Source organism: Flavobacterium sp. 3HN19-14 (assembly GCF_051373205.1).
Lineage (GTDB): Bacteria > Bacteroidota > Bacteroidia > Flavobacteriales > Flavobacteriaceae > Flavobacterium.
The window spans coordinates 3012530-3031509 of the sequence record NZ_JBPPZT010000001.1; the positions used below are offsets into that span (position 1 = coordinate 3012530).

Genomic DNA, 18980 nt, shown 5'->3' on the forward strand with positions numbered 1-18980 from the left:
GCTTTACGTTAAACTCCTGACCTTCTCAAAATCCAGTTCCGAAAAATGTTCAATCACAACATCAGCTTCACTTAAATCCTGCAATTTCGAATGGAAACTGTTATAACCAACGCAAAAAATCCCGGCAGCTTTTGCCGCTTTGATACCGTTGGTACTATCTTCAATCACAATGCAGTTTTCTTTTGGCGCGATTGATAATGACGCTGCATGCTCAAAAATCGCCGGATGTGGTTTCGATTTCGGGAAATCTTCGCCTGAAACGATGTGCGTAAAATATTGGTGCAATTTAAAACGGTCAAAAATTCTTCCAATCGTAACTTTTGCCGATGAAGAAGCGAGAATCAGTTGAATACCGTTTTTGTGCAAGTCCTTAATCAAATCCTCAACGCCGTCAAGCAGATACAAATCTTCTTTTTTATCGAAAGCGTCGTTGAAAATTTGCCTCTTCGTATTGATAAGCAACTGGATATCATGCATCAGCCGGAATTTATCTTTCAGCTTTTCATAAACATTTTTGGTGGAATTTCCCGTAAACGACGCATACATTTCCGGAGAAACCTCAATATTCAATTCCTTAAAATGCTGGATGAATGCATAATGATGTACCGGTTCAGTGTCTACAATTACGCCGTCCATGTCGAAAATTACTGTTTTTACCATGATTTGATGGTGTTAAATTTACGGCTCAAAATTACTAAATACCGCCGCCTTATTAAACCTTTTAACGTATCTTTAGTCATAACCAGAAACTTTTTCACTTGCAGGAAGAACAGGAATTCATCAACGCTTTACTGGATCCTAAAACGCAAAATCAGGCGTTTCAAAAGCTTGTGTCGCAATACCAACGGCCTTTGTACGCGCACATCCGCAACATTGTGATTGACCATGATGACGCAGATGACGTTTTGCAGAACACTTTCGTGAAAGTATTCCGCAACCTTCAAAGCTTTAAAGGTGAAAGCAAATTATTCTCTTGGATTTACAGGATCGCCACCAACGAATCGATCACTTTCATCAACAATAAAGCGAAAAGAAACGGAAAAACCAGCGAGGAATTCCAGCAAAAGCAAATTGAAAACATAAAAGCAGATGATTATTTCGATGGTGATGAAATCCAGATAAAATTGCAAAAAGCGATTGCGCTTTTACCTGAAAAACAACAATTGGTATTTAAGATGAAATATTTCCAGGAACTTAAATATGAAGAGATTTCTGAGATTTTAGGCACTTCTGTAGGCGGACTCAAAGCTTCCTATTTCCACGCAGTGAAAAAAATCGAAGAATTCATGACCCGAAATTAAACCTTTGCCAATGCTAAAAGTCATAACACTATGAAAGATTTTAAATTAGATGATCATCCGAAAATCAAATCCGGCTTTACCGCTCCTGAAGGATATTTTGATGATTTCAACGATAAAATAATGTCGCAGCTTCCTGCATCGGAACCAAAAGTGATTTCGATTTTTGCCCGCAGAAAAAACTGGATTACTGCTGCCGCAGCCGTTTTAGTGCTCGGATTGATGCTTCCGGTTTACAACCATTACCAGAAAAATACAGAGCTGCTGGATTCGGTTTCACTTGAAAATTATCTCAGTGAAGAATCCGATATTTCACAATATGATCTGGTGAACCTGCTCGACAAACAAGACATTGAAAATATCGACATCAATCTTCCCGTTGACGACAAAACAATTGAAGATGTGCTTACAAACGAAAATTTAGAAAACTACATAACAGATTAATTATGAAAACTGTAAAAATATTCACCCTATTATTGCTATTCGCTTCCGGCATCAGTTTTGCCCAAGGCGGAAAAATCGTCAAGGAAAAAGTAAAAGCTTTAAAAGTGGCATTTATCACAAAAGAATTAGACCTTTCTTCAGCTGAAGCCGAAAAATTCTGGCCCGTTTTTAATGAATTCGACGACAAGCAATTCGAACTTAAATTCAAGAAAATGCGTGCGCTTAAAGACAAACTAGACAATCTCGATACGATGGGCGACAAAGATGCACAATCGCTTTTAGCACAATTTGAAAATGTCGAAGACGAATTAGCGCAAAACCGCAAAAAACTCATCCAAAATCTTAAGGGCGTTATCAGTCCGGTGAAAATCCTGAAGCTCAAAAAAGCCGAAGACGATTTCAATAAAAAGTTGCTGAAGCAATATCGCGGTAAAGGAGATAAAGGTGATAAAGGAGAAAAATAAGACTTCAGGTCGTGATAGCAGATTTTACAGCACTCAGGAAAAGCAAGAGAATTCCGTAAAAATGAATAGCTTTGTGGATTCAATAGCAAAGGTTAACGTTTAGATTCACAAAATCTGAAACCTAAAATCTGAAATCTGAATGATAAACCCTTCTGCCATAGGCTGGATCGACAAATTCTTCTCGGAACAAAATCCGTTGCCGCTGCCTGTCGTGGTATATCCTGAAAAATTTTACAAAAAAAGCCGTGCGACCGGATTTATTTACGGGCACGTAATCGGATTTGATACGGCAAAATCAGTTTCTATAAGAGGCCTGACTTCAGAAGAAATCTCTAAAGTCGCGCTGCTCAACACCTTATACAATGTTTTCGGTCTTGTCACACACGAAAGCAATCCTGAAATATTTATCGAAAAAGCTGTTGCATTTTATAAAGAAATGAGCCCGGAAGGCTTTAATTTACTAAAGAAAGTCCTTCCTGAAAATGCCGCTTCGGTAAATCTCGAGAAAATCATCGACGACCGCGTGCAGACCAATGAAAATTTTGTGAGCCGGAATTTTTCGCACATATTGACCAATGCCTTGCTTTTTGAAGACGTATTGGCATTCCGGAAATATCTCATTCACGACGCTATTCCACATAATTACCTCAAAAAACTCGAAGAAACCATTGTCAGCATTGTTTCGCTGGCGCTGAATACGAAATCAAGAAAAACCGAATACGACGATTTGCTCATTAAGCTTTTCGAGGCATCTGTGCGTTTTACCAAATTTTCAAAAGTCGACGTGCAGACGATGGAATCACTTGAATTTCATTATTTCGATTCTGATTTAGAGCAATTTTATCTGTTGGATTTGGCCGTTTTAGCAATGTGGAATGATCAAAAAGTCGATGATTCTGAAGCTTTGTTCCTGAAACAACTTGCTGGGTTATTGAATCTTAACGACGATATTGTCGCCGAAAGTACCGCTGCAACTGAAAAGTTCATACAAAAATACAAATCAGAGATTCCGTATTTCAATTACTCAAATCCGGTTAAGCATTTCTATGATCATTCGACGCAAGCCGTAATTACACTGATTACGAGAAATAAAAACCGTCTCATTAAAGAATTATCCAACAATGGCGAATTGATGTTGCTCCTCACCCACTCCACGCATCGTCATTTGGAAGATAAGGAAAAGAAAAAGGTCAAAAAACAACTGCTTGAAATCTGCAAAACGATTCCGTCACTCACGATTTTCCTTTTGCCGGGCGGTAGTCTGCTGTTGCCGATTTTGATTAAGTTTATTCCGAAAATGCTTCCGACAGCTTTTAATGAGAATCTGGAGGAAGGCTAAATCAATAATTATTATTAAGGAAAAATGCCAAGCGGTTCCGTAAACACATTTCCCTCGAAAGGGAAAGTCTCAAGCGGCTCCGTAAAGGCCATTCTTTGTCAGGGGAAAACTTCAAGCGGCTCCGTAATGGCCATTCCCTAACAGGGAAAAACTCCAAGCGGTTCCGTAATGGGCATTCCCGATAAAGGGAAGACTATTGTGAATCCTAAAACATCATATTAACTTAATCATTGACAAAATCTTTCAGCGAGCGGTCTTGCAGCAAAGCGGTCTTTTTTCTAACAGCGAAGCGGTCTAAATTAACTTTCCTTTGACGTTCCGGTTTTCAAATTCCGACTATAAACCGTATCTTTGCGCACTTATTTGCTACGAAAAAACATGCTTGAATCAGAAAATAATATAGAGGTATTGGGCGCACGCGTGCACAATCTCAAAAATATAGACGTCACCATTCCCCGCGAAAAATTAGTGGTCATTACAGGGCTTTCGGGCTTCGGAAAATCGTCGCTCGCTTTCGACACGATTTATGCCGAAGGGCAACGGCGTTATGTGGAAACTTTTTCCGCGTACGCGAGGCAATTCCTCGGCGGATTGGAGCGCCCGGATGTTGATAAAATCGACGGATTATCACCCGTAATCGCGATTGAGCAGAAGACGACAAGTAAAAGTCCGCGCTCGACTGTTGGCACGATTACTGAAATCTACGACTTCCTGCGTTTGCTTTACGCCCGTGGTGCCGACGCCTTCAGCCACAACACCGGCGAAAAAATGGTGAGTTACAGCGACGAGCAGATCAAGGATTTGATTATCGAAAATTTCGAAGGAAAGCGCATCAATATCTTAGCGCCTGTAATCCGTGCGAGAAAAGGGCATTACGGCGAATTGTTCCAGCAAATTGCCAAACAGGGATTTCTGCGCGTTCGCATCAATGGCGAAATCAAGGAAATCACGCCCGGGATGAAACTCGACCGCTACAAAACGCACGACATCGAGATTGTCGTCGACAGATTAGCGGTTGAAAACAACGAAGAAAGCGCCAAAAGACTTGCCGACAGCATCAAAACCGCAATGTACCATGGCGAAGATGTTTTAATGGTTTTAGACCAGGATGATAATAACGTTCGTTTCTTCAGCCGCAATCTGATGTGTCCGTCAAGCGGAATTTCGTACCAGAATCCCGAGCCGAATTTGTTCTCGTTCAACTCACCGAAAGGTGCGTGCGACAACTGCAACGGACTCGGAACTGTCAACCAGATCAACATCAAGAAAATCATCCCGAATTCGAAATTATCAATAAAAGCAGGTGGTTTCGTGCCTTTGGGCGAATACAAATCGTCATGGATTTTCAAGCAACTGGAAATCATCGGAGAAAAATACGGATTCAAAATCACCGATCCGATTGAAAAAATTTCAGAAGAAGCTTTAGATGTAATTCTGAATGGCGGAAAAGACAAATTCGCCGTCGAATCCAAGACTTTAGGCATCACAAAAGAATATAAGATTGAGTTCGAAGGCATTTCAGAATTCATCAAAAACCAATACGACGAAAGCGGTTCTTCCTCAATCAGGCGTTGGGCAAAAGACTTCATGGACGAAATCAAATGCCCGGTTTGCGAAGGCTCGCGCTTGAAAAAAGAAGCGATGTATTTTCGCGTCAACGATAAGAACATCGCCGAATTGTCTGCGATGGACATTTCAGATCTGACGGCGTGGTTTAATGAACTGCAATCGCATTTGTCTGAAAAACAACTTATCATCGCTACTGAAATCATCAAAGAAATTCGTGATCGCTTGCACTTTTTGATGAATGTCGGGTTAGATTATTTATCCTTGAACAGAAGCTCTAAATCACTTTCGGGAGGCGAAGCGCAACGCATCAGGCTTGCAACGCAAATCGGTTCTCAACTCGTCGGTGTACTTTCATATCTTGGATGAACCAAGTATTGGTTTACACCAAAGAGACAACGAAAAACTCATTCATTCACTCGAACAATTGCGCGACATCGGCAATTCCGTAATTGTCGTCGAACACGACAAAGACATGATTGAGCGCGCTGATTACGTCATTGACATTGGCCGAAAGCCGGGAAATACGGCGGGCAAATCATCAGCCGTGGAACGGCGCAGGAATTACTCAAGGAAGATACAATGACCGCTCAGTATATGAACGGTAAAATGAAGATCGAGATCCCGAAAAAACGCCGCGCAGGCAACGGAAAATTCATGAAACTGACTGGCGCGACAGGAAATAATCTCAAGAACGTTTCCATCGAATTGCCTTTAGGGCAGATGATTTGTGTGACGGGTGTTTCTGGGAGCGGAAAATCGACGTTGATCAATGAGACGCTTTATCCGATTCTGAACGAATTTTATTTTAACGGCGTAAAGAAACCACAACCATACAAGAAAATCGAAGGTTTAGAACATATTGATAAGGTAATCGATATTGACCAAAGTCCGATTGGGCGTACACCACGCTCGAATCCGGCGACATATACCGAGGTATTTACCGAAATCAGGAATTTATTCACGATGACTTCTGAAAGTATGATTCGCGGTTACAAAGCCGGGCGTTTCAGCTTTAACGTCAAAGGAGGCAGATGTGAAACCTGCGAAGGTTCAGGCGTGCGAACCATCGAAATGAATTTCCTTCCCGACGTTTATGTGGAATGCGAAACCTGCCAGGGAAAACGTTTCAACCGCGAAACACTGGAAATCCGTTACAAAGGGAAGTCGATTTCTGATATTCTGAACATGACGGTTGACGAAGCCGTTCCATTTTTTGAAAATATTCCGAAGATTTACCGTAAAATCAAGACGATACAGGATGTTGGTTTGGGATATATTACGCTTGGGCAACAAAGCACGACACTTTCGGGCGGTGAGGCGCAGCGCATTAAACTCGCAGCAGAATTGTCTAAAAAAGACACAGGAAATACCTTTTACATTCTCGATGAACCCACAACAGGCCTGCATTTTGAAGACATTCGGGTTTTGATGGAAGTCATCAATAAGCTCGTCGATAAAGGCAATACCATATTAATTATCGAGCACAATATGGACGTCATCAAGCTTGCCGATTACATCATAGACATTGGATACGAAGGCGGAAAAGGCGGCGGTGAAGTGGTTGCAAAAGGAACTCCGGAACAGGTTGCTAAGAATAAGAAAAGTTACACGGCGCAATTTTTGAAAAAAGAGCTTTTATGATAAATTCCAAATAGTAAATGTCCAATGACAAACAAATCACAAATGACAAAATTTAAATTCCAAACCCTGGAAATTGAAAATTCTCATTTAGATTTTGGAATTTACATATTAACGTGTACTTTAGCCCGCTTGGGTTTTAAAAATTGACATTTACCCCCTGGCATTTATAATTTAGAAATTGGAATTTACCAAAATATGAGATTACAAGACTTTGACAATGACGAGGATAAAATCATCCATGACCGCTTAAAACAAAAGACCTGGAATGAGATAAGAACCAACGACAGCTGGGCGATTTTTAAGATCATGGCCGAGTTCGTGAACGGTTATGAAACGATGGGAAGGATCAGTTCCGTGCGTTTCGATTTTTGGTTCGGCGAGGACAAAACCTGACGAGCATTTTTATCTGCTGGCAGAAAAAAATAGCGTTTAAAATCAGTAAAGCCGGTTATGGCGTCATTACGGGCGGTGGCCCGGAATTATGGAAGCCGGTAATAAAGGGGCGCATTTAGGTGGCGGAACTTCTGTCGGACTCAACATAGAATTGCCATTTGAGCAGCATTACAATCCGTATATCGATCGCGATAAGAACCTGAATTTTGATTATTTCTTCGTTCGAAAAGTGATGTTCGTGAAATATTCGCAGGGATTCGTGGTCATGCCGGGCGGATTCGGGACTTTAGACGAAATGTTCGAGGCGATTACGCTCATTCAAACCAAGAAAGTAGCAAAATTCCCGGTCATATTGGTAAGCCGCGAATATTGGTCAGGACTAATGGATTGGATCAAAACCGTTCTGGTCGAAAAATATAAAACCGTGAGTCCGGGCGACCTTGACCTCATAAAAATCGTAGATACCGAAGAAGAGGTTGTTGAAGTGCTGGATAATTTCTATAAAAAGTATACCTTAAGTCCGAATTTCTAAAGCAAAAGTCAACATCAGACTGCAAACTTCATTCAATGATTGTTCAATCACGAAATGAATTTTGCAGTTTTTGCTTGATTGAAGCAACCAAAGCACGCATTTCCGTCTAATAAGAAACTCCGTTTGAAAAAGAATCCGTTGAAATTGTTCTGTAAAATTGTTTTTGCCATTGCGATACTGCTTTTTCCATTGCAGGATTTTGCGCAGAATAAATCCAAAATGTCCGTTAAGGTTGATTTGGCGGCAAAAATTCTTTTTGTAGAACAGGAAATCACTTACACAAACGCAACCGGCGATACTTTATCAACGATAATCTTAAATGATTGGAACAATGCCTATTCAGATAAAAATTCGCCTTTGGGAAAGCGGTTTTCGGATGAATTCGTCAAGACTTTTCATCTGGCGAAAAAATCGGAAATCGGCGGTACGAACAAACTTGTGATTTCAGATGAAAATAAAACTGAATTGGAATGGAATCGTGATGACGACCAGCCGGATCTGGTAGAAATTATACTTCCCCAAAAACTACTTCCTAATCAGGTTTTACATTTACATCTGACTTACCAAGCCAAAATCCCGAGTGATAAATTCACCAAATACGGTTATGATGACAAGGGCGGAATGTATCTCAAGAACTGGTTTCTGGCAGTGGCGCGATATGAAAATCATTCCTTCTTAAAATACAGCAACGAGAATTTTGACGATATCGCGAATGAAATTTCTGATTATGAAATCGCGATGTCAACTCCGGCAAATACTGATCTGGTAACCGATTTGAAAATCGATAAAATTGAATCAACTTATAATCTTTTAGGAAAAAACCGCACTGATTTCAATATTTTCATCCTCAAAAAATCTGATTTTGAGCAATATAAAAATGACAAGATTGAAGTTTATACGAATCTCAAAAGCAAAAATGTAAATAACATCCAAAAGGCGCTTATTGTTGACCGGATTACGCGTTTTGTCGATGAACATCTTGGGCAATATCCGCATGAAAGGATTACGGTTTCTCAGGCAGATTATGAGAAAAGTCCGTTTTACGGGTTGAACCAGTTGCCATCGTTTTTGAGTCCGTTCACGAATGATTTTTTGTTTGAAATCAAATTCCTCAAAACTTACCTTAATAATTACCTGAAGAACAGCCTTCGCCTCAACCAGCGCAAAGACAACTGGATTTTCGACGGTTTGCAGGTGTATACGATGATGCAATACATCGACGAAAATTATCCCAACAGTAAGATGATGGGCGGCCTCTCGAGGTTCAGGCTTTTGAGAAATTACAACCTTACGCAATTGCCGTTCAATGAGCAATACAGTTATTTCTACATGTTGATGGCGCGCAAAAACCTCGATCAGCCATTAGGAACACCGAAAAATAAGCTGATTCGTTTTAACGAGCAGATCGCCGGGAAATACCGTGCCGGACTGAGTTTGAGGTATCTGGCAGATTTTATGGGGAAAACGGAAGTTCAGAACAGCATTTCAAAATTCTATACTTTAAACACAATTCAAGCGCAAACCGACCGCGCAGATTTTGAAAATATCCTGAAAACCGCTACTCCGAAAAAAATCGATTGGTTTTTCAATACGATAATTGATTCGCGTGAAATCGTCGATTATAAATTCGGTAACGTCAGTAAAACCAATGACAGCGTTACTTTTACTGTAAAGAACCGAACGAATACGACTGTTCCCGTTTCGGTTTACGGCGTGAATAAAAAGCAGGTCGTTTTTAAGGAATGGCTTGAAAACATCAGCACCGACAGTACTTTCAGATTTCCGAGAAAAGGAGCTTCGAAAATCGTGCTGAATTATAACAATGAAATTCCCGAATATAATTTAAGGAACAACTGGTATTCGCTTAAAAACTTCAAAATCAGCAACAGGCCTATTAAGTTCGTCTTTATGAAAGACCTTGAAGATCCTTATTACAACCAGATTTTGTATGTGCCGACAGTGGGTTATAATTTATATGACGGACTTACGCCGGGACTGCGTTTCCACAATAAAACCATTCTCGACAAGCCTTTCGTTTTTGATGTGAATCCGATGTATTCACCTAACAACCAATCATTAATTGGTCGTTTTTCGTTGTTGGTCAACCAATACAACCGCAATAGCGATTTGTATAATATAAGGTATACGATCAGCGGCTCTTATATGCACTACGCACCGGATGCCGCTTACAGCAAATTGAATCCTGCTATTTTTCTGCGCTTGCGCGAAAGCGACGATTTTCGGGACAACCACAAGCAGTTCCTGAGTTTGAGAAGTGTGTTGGTGAGCCGCGAAAATACCACCATTCCTCAGTCTGAAGAAACCGTAAATTATAATGTATTCAACCTTCGTTATACTGATACTTACACCGAAGTCACGAAACACCTGAGTTTCATGACCGATTTACAGGCGTCGAAGAGTTTCGGGAAAGCTTCTGTTGAATTTGGTTTCCGTAAACTTTTTAACGATAACCGTCAACTCAATGTACGTGTTTTCGCAGGGACTTTTTTATACCGCAATACTGATACTGATTATTTTAGTTTCGGACTTGACAGACCAACTGATTACCTCTTCGATTACGATTATTATGGGCGTTCGGAAACTACCGGGATCTTCAGCCAGCAAGTTATCATTGCTGATGGCGGATTCAAGTCGAAACTCAGCACGCCTTTTGCCAACCAATGGATGGCGACCACAAATATGAGTTTCAATGTATGGAATTGGGTGGAAGTTTACGGCGACGCGGGCTTTATCAAAAATGAATTCCGACGCGAACGATTTGTTTATGACAGCGGTATCAGGCTCAATTTGGTAACGGATTATTTTGAATTATATTTTCCGGTGTATTCCAACAACGGATGGGAAATCTCGCAACCGCATTACAATGAAAAAATCCGTTTCGTGGTTACTTTAGAACCAAAAATCCTCGTTAATCTTTTCACCAGAAAATGGTTTTAAATTTTAAATTTAGACTATTATTCTGAACATCTTTCATAATTGCAACATTTTCGATAAATTTTTCGCAATCAAACAATTATTTGACGCCTTTTCATTGCCAATACTTAAATTATATTTTATGCACAGTATTATGAAAGTAACGTGTTTTTAATTAAATTTGTTTCAGAAAGATAAGAAATTCCATTATGACCGAAGCCACCACAAAACCCGCACTTTCGTTTGAAGATTTTAAGACAGAAGTCCTTAACGATTATAAAATTGCCACAACCAGCCGCGAATGCAGTCTTTTAGGAAGGCGCGAAGTACTCACAGGAAAGGCAAAATTCGGGATTTTCGGCGACGGGAAAGAAGTGCCGCAACTGGCAATGGCGAAAGCTTTCAAAAATGGCGATTTCCGTTCAGGATATTACCGCGACCAGACTTTCATGATGGCAATTGGCGAAATGAATATCCAGCAATTCTTCGCGGGATTGTACGGCCATACCGATATCGAGCACGACCCGATGTCGGCCGGAAGGCAGATGGGCGGGCACTTCGCAACGCATTCGCTTGACGAAAACGGGAATTGGAAAAATCTTACATTACAAAAAAATTCAAGTGCCGATATTTCACCAACTGCTGGTCAAATGCCGCGATTGCTCGGATTAGCGCAGGCTTCAAAAATTTACAGAAATGTAAATGGCATCGAAAACAAGACCAATTTCTCCATTAACGGCAATGAAATTGCGTGGGGAACGATTGGAAATGCAAGTACATCCGAAGGCTTATTCTTCGAAACCATCAATGCTGCCGGTGTTTTACAGGTGCCAATGGTGATGAGCGTCTGGGATGATGAATACGGAATTTCGGTGCACGCGCGCCACCAGACTACAAAAGAAAATATCTCTGAAATCCTCAAAGGTTTCCAAAGAGACGAAAATAACAAAGGTTACGAAATCATCCGCGTGAAAGGCTGGGATTATGCGTCGTTGATTGATGCTTATCAAAAAGCAGCACAGATTGCGCGTGAAGAACACGTTCCTGTTTTGATTCATGTGAACGAATTGACACAGCCGCAAGGGCATTCGACTTCTGGTTCGCACGAACGTTATAAAAATGAAGAAAGGCTTAAATGGGAAGCTGATTTCGATTGCGTCCGTCAAATGCGTTTGTGGATGATTGCTACAAATATTGCATCTCCTGAAGAACTTGACGCCATTGACGAAAATGCTAAAAAAGAAGTACTTGAAGGCAAAAAAGCAGCATGGACGGCGTTCGTGACACCAATGAAAGAAGAGCAGCAGGAATTGATTGCATTACTTTCAAAAGCAGCCAATTCAAGCGAAAATAAAGTCTTCATTGAAAAAATTGCCGGAGAATTATCTTCTATAAAAGAGCCAATCCGCAAAGACATTTTGACAACTGCCAGAAAAGCGCTCCGCCTTTTAGTTGCTGAAAATAAGCATTCCGAATTAGCGAATTGGATTACAACTTACACCCAAAAAATCCAGCCGAAATTCAGTTCGCATTTGTTTTCTGAATCTGCAAAAAACGTATTTTCTGTAAAAGAAGTTGCGCCAACTTATGATGAAAGTGCCGAAACTACTGACGCAAGATTAATTTTAAGGGACAATTTCGATGCCATTTTCGCGCAGCATCCTGAAACTTTAGTCTTTGGTGAAGACGCGGGAAATATTGGCGACGTAAACCAAGGATTGGAAGGCATGCAGGAAAAATATGGAGAATTCCGTGTTGCAGATGCTGGAATTCGCGAAGCAACGATTTTGGGCCAGGGCATCGGGATGGCGATGAGAGGCCTCCGCCCTATTGCTGAAATCCAATATCTCGATTATTTGCTCTACGCAATCCAGATCATGAGCGACGATTTGGCGACTTTACAATACAGAACCCGCGGCAAGCAAAAAGCACCGCTGATCATCCGCACGCGCGGCCACAGGCTTGAAGGTATCTGGCATTCTGGTTCTCCGATGGGAATGATTATTAACGCGATTCGCGGTATTCACGTTTTGGTACCTAGAAATATGACGAAAGCTGCGGGATTTTACAATGCGCTTTTGCAAACTGACGAACCAGCTTTGGTCGTAGAATGCCTTAACGGATATCGCTTAAAAGAAAAAATGCCGACCAATTTGGGCGCATTTACAACGCCAATCGGAGTCGTGGAAACCATTAAAGAGGGAAAAGATATTACGATTGTCTCTTACGGATCGACACTCCGCGTCATCGAACAGGCAGCAAAAGAATTGCTTGAGATTGGAATTGACTGTGAAATTATAGATGTTCAGTCGTTATTGCCTTTCGATGTCAACCACGATATTGTGAAAAGTGTCGCCAAAACTAATCGCCTTTTAGTAATCGACGAAGACGTCCCGGGCGGCGCATCAGCATTCATTTTGCAACAAATCGTCGATGAACAAAACGCTTATAAATATCTCGACAGCAAACCGGAAACTTTAGCTTCAAAAGCGCACAGACCAGCTTATGGTACTGATGGCGATTATTTTTCGAAACCATCTGCAGAAGATATTTTCGAGAAGGTTTATGCGATAATGAGCGAGGCGAATCCGAAAAAGCACCCACGTTTATATTAAAATAAAAAATCCCGATTTATTGTCGGGATTTTTTATTTACATCCGCCTATCATCCTAACAATAAAACCCTTAAATTTATAGTTATAATCAAGTAACTAAATTTTTAAAATATGAAAAAAGTAACCCTCCTGTTGGGAGCATTCGCTATGATGGCAATGGTTTCCTGCAAAAAGATGTTCCGCCACCGCCACCACCGGCTCCTGAAGTACCGGCAGAAGTACCTGCTCCGCCACCTCCACCAGCTCCTGAAGTACCGCCAGCACCAGAAAAAACCGACGGAACTTCGGTTGAAGTAGGTAAAGACGGGATTAAAGTAGATACAAAAGATGGCAAAAAAGGAACGACTGTAAATGTTAGTTCAACCGGTACAAAAGTCGAAACCAAAAAGCCTTAACAAATTCTTATCTTAACGAAAAGTTATAAGCCAATGTAAATTCATTTATGTTGGCTTTTTTTATGGTAAATTTATTCAAATTTGAAATTGATGACAGACTTCGGCTCACTTGTGCAAAATATCGGGAACGTTAAAGTAATAGACGACAACATATCTTACAGGGATTATATTTATATGGATTTGTCGGCATCGAACCCGGTTTTATCAGCACTCGATTTCAATCAATCGGTTTCATTTGAAGCATTTGTTGAGAATTACCTCGAGACAAAAAACGCTAAAGTCGCTTATGGAGGCTATATCGAAAAACGCGATTTATACAAACGAAGCAGTATTTTCAATAAGGATTCAGCCGAAGAACGTAACATCCACATCGCCATTGATTTGTGGACGAAAGCCGGAACCTCGGTTTTGGCTGCATTGGATGGAACCGTACACAGTTTTCAATTCAACAAGGCTTTGGGCGATTACGGGCCGACGATAATTTTGGAGCATCAAATTGAAAATACAGTTTTTTATACGCTTTACGGACATTTATCGGTTGAAAGTATCGAAAATTTACAAACCGGACAGGCTTTTTTAAAAGGTAATTCTATCGGGACTTTAGGTGACGCGGCCGTTAATGGGGATTATGCACCGCATCTTCATTTTCAAATCATCAGAAATATCGGCGATAAATTTGGCGATTATCCCGGCGTATGCAGCAAAAGCGATTTGCCGTTTTTTCTTGAAAATTGTCCGGATCCCAATTTACTCTTAAAAATAAAGACATGAAAAAAATCTTATTTATAGGCTGCCTTTTACTGTTGATTGGCTGCAAATCGAAACACGGACCGGAGAAAGATAAAATTGTAATTCTCAAAATTGAAGAAGTCAATTCAGTTCAGAAGAATAAATCCTATGAATTGGGAAAAAGGCTTTTAAATACGTGCAATACCTCTAAATTCAGGCCATTTACCAATAATGAAGCGACTGCAGATGTAATTAAAAACACAACCCTCGAAAAATTGACGCGTACTTGTCAGAAAATCAGGATAAAATATGGTAATTTTAAAGACATAAAACTCGTTGAGGTAATCCAGAATAAAACCCAAAACGTCACCATTTACCGCTACAAAGCAGATTACCAGTGGAAACACACCGTCAAGGAATTGCGGGTGACGATGAATGAAGAGAATAAAATATCGTCCATAAAATCGAAAGACTGGGCCAATACTTACCAACCATAATTCCTTTTAATAATTTATGTTTCAGAAACTGATTGTCTTATTTTGGATTTTCATTGCTGTAAAAGCATCGGCTCAGGAAACCATGATTTTTAAAGACGGTAAACATTATCCGGCGACAGCAAGCTGGGATTTTATTTGTGAAAATTATGCATTAGGAGGCGGTTTGAATGTTCAGGTGGCAAAGACTGAAAAAGGCGGTTTGCTGCAATTGTCGGTTCCGGTAAGCGATGATTCATTTTATATTGGCGGAACGGTTTATTTATTTTTGGATGACAATTCGATTATAACCTGCACAGATAAAGGCTTGAGGAATAATAAACCCGGAATTGCAGCTTCGTGGTTTTCATTTTCTCCACCGAAATGAACCGATTGAAGACAACTGCAATCCGCAATGTTCGTTTCGCCATTAAAGGAAGTGAAAACCGATTTACGAGCCAGACAGGGCATTTTATTACGTGGAATAAGAAAAGTTATTACAAACTCGGCCTGAAACCCGAACGCATTAGTTTTGAAACTGAAACCGCCATCAGCGCACTATACCAATAGATTATGAACCCGAACCAGCAATTAATCGAAGAGTTTTATGCCGGATTTGCCGCACACAGCGCAAAGACGATGGCGAGTTGTTACCACGAAGACATTGTTTTTGAAGATCCTGTATTTGGAATCCTCAAAGGCCGGGATGTGGCCGATATGTGGGAAATGCTGGTTGAAAAAAGCAATGGCAACCTGCAAATTGAATTCTCAGATGTTGAAGCCAACGCTGAAAGCGGTAGTGCAAAATGGATTGCAACTTATAATTTCAGTAAAACGAATCGAAAAGTCGTCAATGTGATTGGAGCGCAATTTGAATTCAAAGACGGACTCATTATTCGGCATACAGATTATTTCCGAATCTGGAAATGGACACAGCAAGCTTTGGGATTGTCTGGTTATTTGTTTGGCTGGACAGGGTTTTTACAGGATAAAATTCACAAACAAGCCATTCATTCGCTGCGCATTTTTCAGGAAAAGAAGCATAAAAAGAAATCTCCGAAGCGAGATTTGAGTAATTTTTAGCGGAAATCCTCGAAATCAAAATCCCATTTTCTATCTTTTCGATACCACAATTTACCTTCTGAAACTTCAAGCGGGCAATCGAAATTATTGGTATATAAAGCGCCTGTTCCCAATCCCTGATGCATCGGATTATTTTGAAGAAATGTCCATTGCGCAATGGCGTTCAATCCGATGTTGCTTTCAAGTGCTGAAGTAATCCACCAACCGATTTTGTGTTTTTCTGCAAGTGAAATCCATTCTGAAGTGCCGCGAAATCCACCGACAAAACTTGGCTTTAAAATGATGTATTGCGGCTTGATTTTTTGCAGTAAATCTTCCTTTTCAGCGTATGAAAAAACGCCAATCAGTTCTTCATCCAAAGCAATAGGAAAAGGCGTAGTTTTACACAACTCTGCCATACTGTCAGTATGATTTTTTTGAATAGGCTGCTCTATACTATGTAACTTAAATTCAGATAATTGAATTAATTTATGTAAAGCATTATTTAAATTGAAAGCGCCGTTTGCATCAACACGAATTTCAATTTGTCGTGGTGTGAAATTTTGCCTGATGAATCGCAATAACTGCAGTTCTTTATCGAAATCTATAGCGCCAATTTTCAATTTTATGCAGTCGAATCCCGACGCGATTTTCTCTTCGATTTGTTGCTTCATAAATGCTTCATCGCCCATCCAGACAAGACCGTTTATCGGAATTGATTTTTCAGAATTGGTAAATGCAGAAGGGAATAAAACAAACGGATTTTCGCTTTCCAAAGAACGAAAAGCCATTTCAATGCCGAATTGAATTGACGGAAATTCAAGCAGGTTTTCCCAAAGCCAGTCTTTTCCAAAGTGTATATTTTCGCAAACCCATTTCAATTTTTCTTCATAACCCGGACGGTCGTCTGCACTGAGTCCGCGAATAATGCCGCACTCGCCTATTCCCTTTTTGCCGTCGTTTTCAATAATGATGAACCAGGTTTCTTTTTGCGTCAAAATGCCGCGCGACGTCCCGGAAGGTTTTTTGAAATCGAGCAGGTATTGGTGATGAGTAGCTTTCAAGGTACAGGGTTCTGGATGCAGGAACGAATTATTCGAAAAGGTTCAGGATTCTTTCAAAATCCTTAGATTCGATTCCGGCATTTTTGAAATCTTCGAAATCAGCTTTTGTTTGTGCTTTCCAGGATTGTTTTGCCGTGATGTTTTGCGACATGTATTTTTTATGCAGTTCTTTTGCCGATTTGTAATCGCCATCCAGCAGATATGCATGCGCCAGATTTAATTTGATTCGCAATTCAGAATTATCAATCTTTTCGCCCGCTTTCAGCATTTGTATTGCTTTTTCGTATTGCTTTGAATACAGGTAATATTGGCCAAGCGCATTGAAATCAAGAACTTTTGCGGTTCCGTTATCCATGATTGCGGTTTCCATCAAATCGATGGCTTCGGCATATTTTTTCTTTTTGAAATATTGTGCGGCATCTTGGCGAATATTGTTTAGAATTGTGACATTGGCAGGTTTCTCCGTCAGGCATTGGTTACCGAAATCGCGAAACGCCTTGGATTTTTCAATTGCCATTGCGTTTTCATATTCATTGAATTTGTATTTCGACATCATTTTCTCGAGGATACAAAGACAGAAATCGTCTGAATTGGTCATTTTCTTTACCAAATCAGAAGATTTTGCCAGTTTGATGATTACCTTGCGGTTGTCATTATTCCAGCCTTTACTGAGCTTTATATCAACCCACGGCACGACTTCAAGCACGATTTTCTGTTTCATGATCCAGTTGTCACTTTCGAAACCGAACCAAAGTGCACCAGAATTGTCTTTGAAACACAATTTGTCCATCGTAAGCCTTTTGGCGTCTTTGTTCAATGGAGTATTCTCTGCAAAACAGGCTTTATCGGATTTTCCATCTTCAAGGTAATTTTTCGTCTGTTCTGCAGTCGAAAAAATGGCGTATTTACATTTGTCGTCGCCTGAAATTTTTGACAACAGAAAAACTGCTCCCGCAGAGCCTTGGCTGATGCCGCTTGGATCGGGAATCGCTTTTAAAACCGAAACAAGGCTGTTGGCCATTTGCTGGTTGTCGTCGAGTAATGTAATCCTGTAGACAACTTCAGTGGTTCCGACAGGCAAATCTTCGGTTCTGATGAGCGTGCGTTTTCCGGCTCCGACGATGATTTGTTTTGTGGTGGCGCGGTCTTTGTCCCAGTAACCGTCTTGTCGCTGGGCATTGACGTTCAGCGCAAGCATTGCGGTTATGGAAAAGAGGAGTAAATTTCGAATGAACATGTTCTTATGTTTGGGATGCCCTAGCCCGGATAGCAGCAAGTAGCTTTTGTGGCTGGCGTTCAGCCGCAAAACTACTGCGGATAGCCGGATGAGCTTCAAATCATTTATAAATCGATTGAATGCCCGATTTCGAGCAGCATCAGGTCTTTGCCTTTGTTGAAAAATTTGCGGATGGCTTCTGCCTGGTCGATCATGATATATCCGAAGGTATCGAAGTGGTAACCGAGGACTTTGTCGCATTCGACGAAATCTGACGCGATGATGGCGTCGTCGACATCCATAGTGTAATTGTTGCCGATTGGCAGGATGGCGAGGTCGAGTTTGGTGCGCATCGGGATGAGCTTCATGTCCATTGTCAGTGCGGTATCACCGGCAATATAAATGTTTTTGTGTTCTCCTTCGATGACAAAACCGCCCGGATTTCCGGCGTAGGAACCGTCAGGAAATGAACTCGAATGGATGGCGTTGACATATCTTACGGAGCCGAAATCGAATTTCCAGCTTCCGCCGTGGTTCATTGGGTGACAAGCGAATCCTTTTTTGCCGAACCAATCTGCGATTTCGGGATTGGTTATGATCGTCGCGCCGGTTCTTTTGGCAATGGCTTCGACGTCTAGAATGTGGTCGCCGTGACCGTGCGTTACAAGAATATAATCGGCGTTAATAGTATTGATATCGATGTGTGCCGCTTTCGGATTGGCCGAAATGAACGGATCGACAAGTAGCGATTTTCCGCTGATTTCTATGCCGAGTGAAGCATGTCCGTAGAATGTAATTTTCATGGTTGTAGCT

16 protein-coding genes and 2 pseudogenes are annotated in these 18980 nt (G+C 40.9%); 13 read left to right on the plus strand and 5 right to left on the minus strand.

Going from position 1 to position 18980, the window contains the following annotated elements:
* Positions 1 to 3: 3 nt before the first annotated feature.
* Positions 4 to 660 (minus strand): HAD family hydrolase, encoded by a 657-nt coding sequence (locus tag ACSLFW_RS16220; protein ID WP_436556621.1) that lies wholly within the window; start codon positions 658 to 660, stop codon positions 4 to 6.
* Positions 661 to 758: 98 nt separating this feature from the next.
* On the opposite strand from ACSLFW_RS16220, the gene ACSLFW_RS16225 reads away from it, so the two are divergent.
* The 8 genes and pseudogenes from ACSLFW_RS16225 to ACSLFW_RS16260 all read left to right on the plus strand — a co-directional run bounded on the left by ACSLFW_RS16225 (position 759) and on the right by ACSLFW_RS16260 (position 13229).
* Positions 759 to 1301 (plus strand): RNA polymerase sigma factor, encoded by a 543-nt coding sequence (locus tag ACSLFW_RS16225; RefSeq protein ID WP_436556622.1) that lies wholly within the window; start codon positions 759 to 761, stop codon positions 1299 to 1301.
* A 30-nt stretch (positions 1302 to 1331) separates the two neighbouring features.
* On the plus strand, positions 1332 to 1742 hold the full coding sequence (locus ACSLFW_RS16230) for a hypothetical protein (protein ID WP_436556623.1): 411 nt from the start codon (positions 1332 to 1334) through the stop codon (positions 1740 to 1742).
* Between the two features lie 2 nt (positions 1743 to 1744).
* On the plus strand, positions 1745 to 2206 hold the full coding sequence (locus tag ACSLFW_RS16235) for a sensor of ECF-type sigma factor (protein ID WP_436556624.1): 462 nt from the start codon (positions 1745 to 1747) through the stop codon (positions 2204 to 2206).
* A gap of 139 nt (positions 2207 to 2345) precedes the next feature.
* Positions 2346 to 3545: an LETM1-related biofilm-associated protein gene (locus tag ACSLFW_RS16240; protein WP_436556625.1), complete on the plus strand. Its 1200-nt coding sequence runs from the start codon at positions 2346 to 2348 to the stop codon at positions 3543 to 3545.
* Between the two features lie 378 nt (positions 3546 to 3923).
* Positions 3924 to 6755, plus strand: a pseudogene (gene uvrA, locus ACSLFW_RS16245) (excinuclease ABC subunit UvrA).
* Between the two features lie 195 nt (positions 6756 to 6950).
* A pseudogene (locus tag ACSLFW_RS16250) lies at positions 6951 to 7680 on the plus strand (TIGR00730 family Rossman fold protein).
* Between the two features lie 219 nt (positions 7681 to 7899).
* Complete coding sequence (locus ACSLFW_RS16255; RefSeq protein ID WP_436556626.1) at positions 7900 to 10638, plus strand: aminopeptidase; 2739 nt, start codon at positions 7900 to 7902, stop codon at positions 10636 to 10638.
* Positions 10639 to 10823: 185 nt separating this feature from the next.
* Positions 10824 to 13229, plus strand: a complete 2406-nt coding sequence (locus ACSLFW_RS16260) for an alpha-ketoacid dehydrogenase subunit alpha/beta (protein ID WP_436556627.1) — start codon at positions 10824 to 10826, stop codon at positions 13227 to 13229.
* Positions 13230 to 13373: 144 nt separating this feature from the next.
* On the opposite strand, the gene ACSLFW_RS16265 is transcribed toward ACSLFW_RS16260, so the two are convergent.
* A complete protein-coding gene (locus tag ACSLFW_RS16265; RefSeq protein ID WP_436556628.1) occupies positions 13374 to 13562 on the minus strand; it encodes a hypothetical protein in 189 nt (62 codons plus the stop codon).
* A 151-nt stretch (positions 13563 to 13713) separates the two neighbouring features.
* On the opposite strand from ACSLFW_RS16265, the gene ACSLFW_RS16270 reads away from it, so the two are divergent.
* Genes ACSLFW_RS16270 through ACSLFW_RS16290 form a run of 5 tightly spaced genes read left to right on the plus strand, consistent with a single transcriptional unit; the run spans position 13714 to position 15908 of the window.
* Positions 13714 to 14394: a peptidoglycan DD-metalloendopeptidase family protein gene (locus ACSLFW_RS16270; RefSeq protein ID WP_436556629.1), complete on the plus strand. Its 681-nt coding sequence runs from the start codon at positions 13714 to 13716 to the stop codon at positions 14392 to 14394.
* On the plus strand, positions 14391 to 14849 hold the full coding sequence (locus ACSLFW_RS16275) for a hypothetical protein (protein WP_436556630.1): 459 nt from the start codon (positions 14391 to 14393) through the stop codon (positions 14847 to 14849). The genes ACSLFW_RS16270 and ACSLFW_RS16275 overlap by 4 nt, the downstream gene beginning before the upstream one ends.
* Before the next feature lie 16 nt (positions 14850 to 14865).
* Positions 14866 to 15213 carry a hypothetical protein gene (locus tag ACSLFW_RS16280; RefSeq protein ID WP_436556631.1) on the plus strand — a complete coding sequence of 116 codons (348 nt, stop codon included), beginning with the start codon at positions 14866 to 14868 and terminating at the stop codon, positions 15211 to 15213.
* A 5-nt stretch (positions 15214 to 15218) separates the two neighbouring features.
* Positions 15219 to 15395 (plus strand): hypothetical protein, encoded by a 177-nt coding sequence (locus ACSLFW_RS16285; RefSeq protein WP_436556632.1) that lies wholly within the window; start codon positions 15219 to 15221, stop codon positions 15393 to 15395.
* 3 nt (positions 15396 to 15398) lie between these two features.
* The gene (locus tag ACSLFW_RS16290) at positions 15399 to 15908 is read left to right on the plus strand and encodes a nuclear transport factor 2 family protein (protein WP_436556633.1); all 510 of its coding nucleotides are present in this window, start codon (positions 15399 to 15401) and stop codon (positions 15906 to 15908) included.
* Here ACSLFW_RS16290 and ACSLFW_RS16295 read toward each other — a convergent pair.
* The 3 genes from ACSLFW_RS16295 to ACSLFW_RS16305 all read right to left on the minus strand — a co-directional run bounded on the left by ACSLFW_RS16295 (position 15905) and on the right by ACSLFW_RS16305 (position 18970).
* A complete protein-coding gene (locus ACSLFW_RS16295) occupies positions 15905 to 16951 on the minus strand; it encodes an o-succinylbenzoate synthase (protein ID WP_436556634.1) in 1047 nt (348 codons plus the stop codon). The genes ACSLFW_RS16290 and ACSLFW_RS16295 overlap by 4 nt on opposite strands.
* Before the next feature lie 28 nt (positions 16952 to 16979).
* Positions 16980 to 18188, minus strand: coding sequence for a tetratricopeptide repeat protein (locus tag ACSLFW_RS16300; RefSeq protein ID WP_436556635.1), 1209 nt, complete (start codon positions 18186 to 18188; stop codon positions 16980 to 16982).
* A 104-nt stretch (positions 18189 to 18292) separates the two neighbouring features.
* A complete protein-coding gene (locus ACSLFW_RS16305; RefSeq protein ID WP_436556636.1) occupies positions 18293 to 18970 on the minus strand; it encodes a metal-dependent hydrolase in 678 nt (225 codons plus the stop codon).
* Between the last annotated feature and the right edge of the window lie 10 nt (positions 18971 to 18980).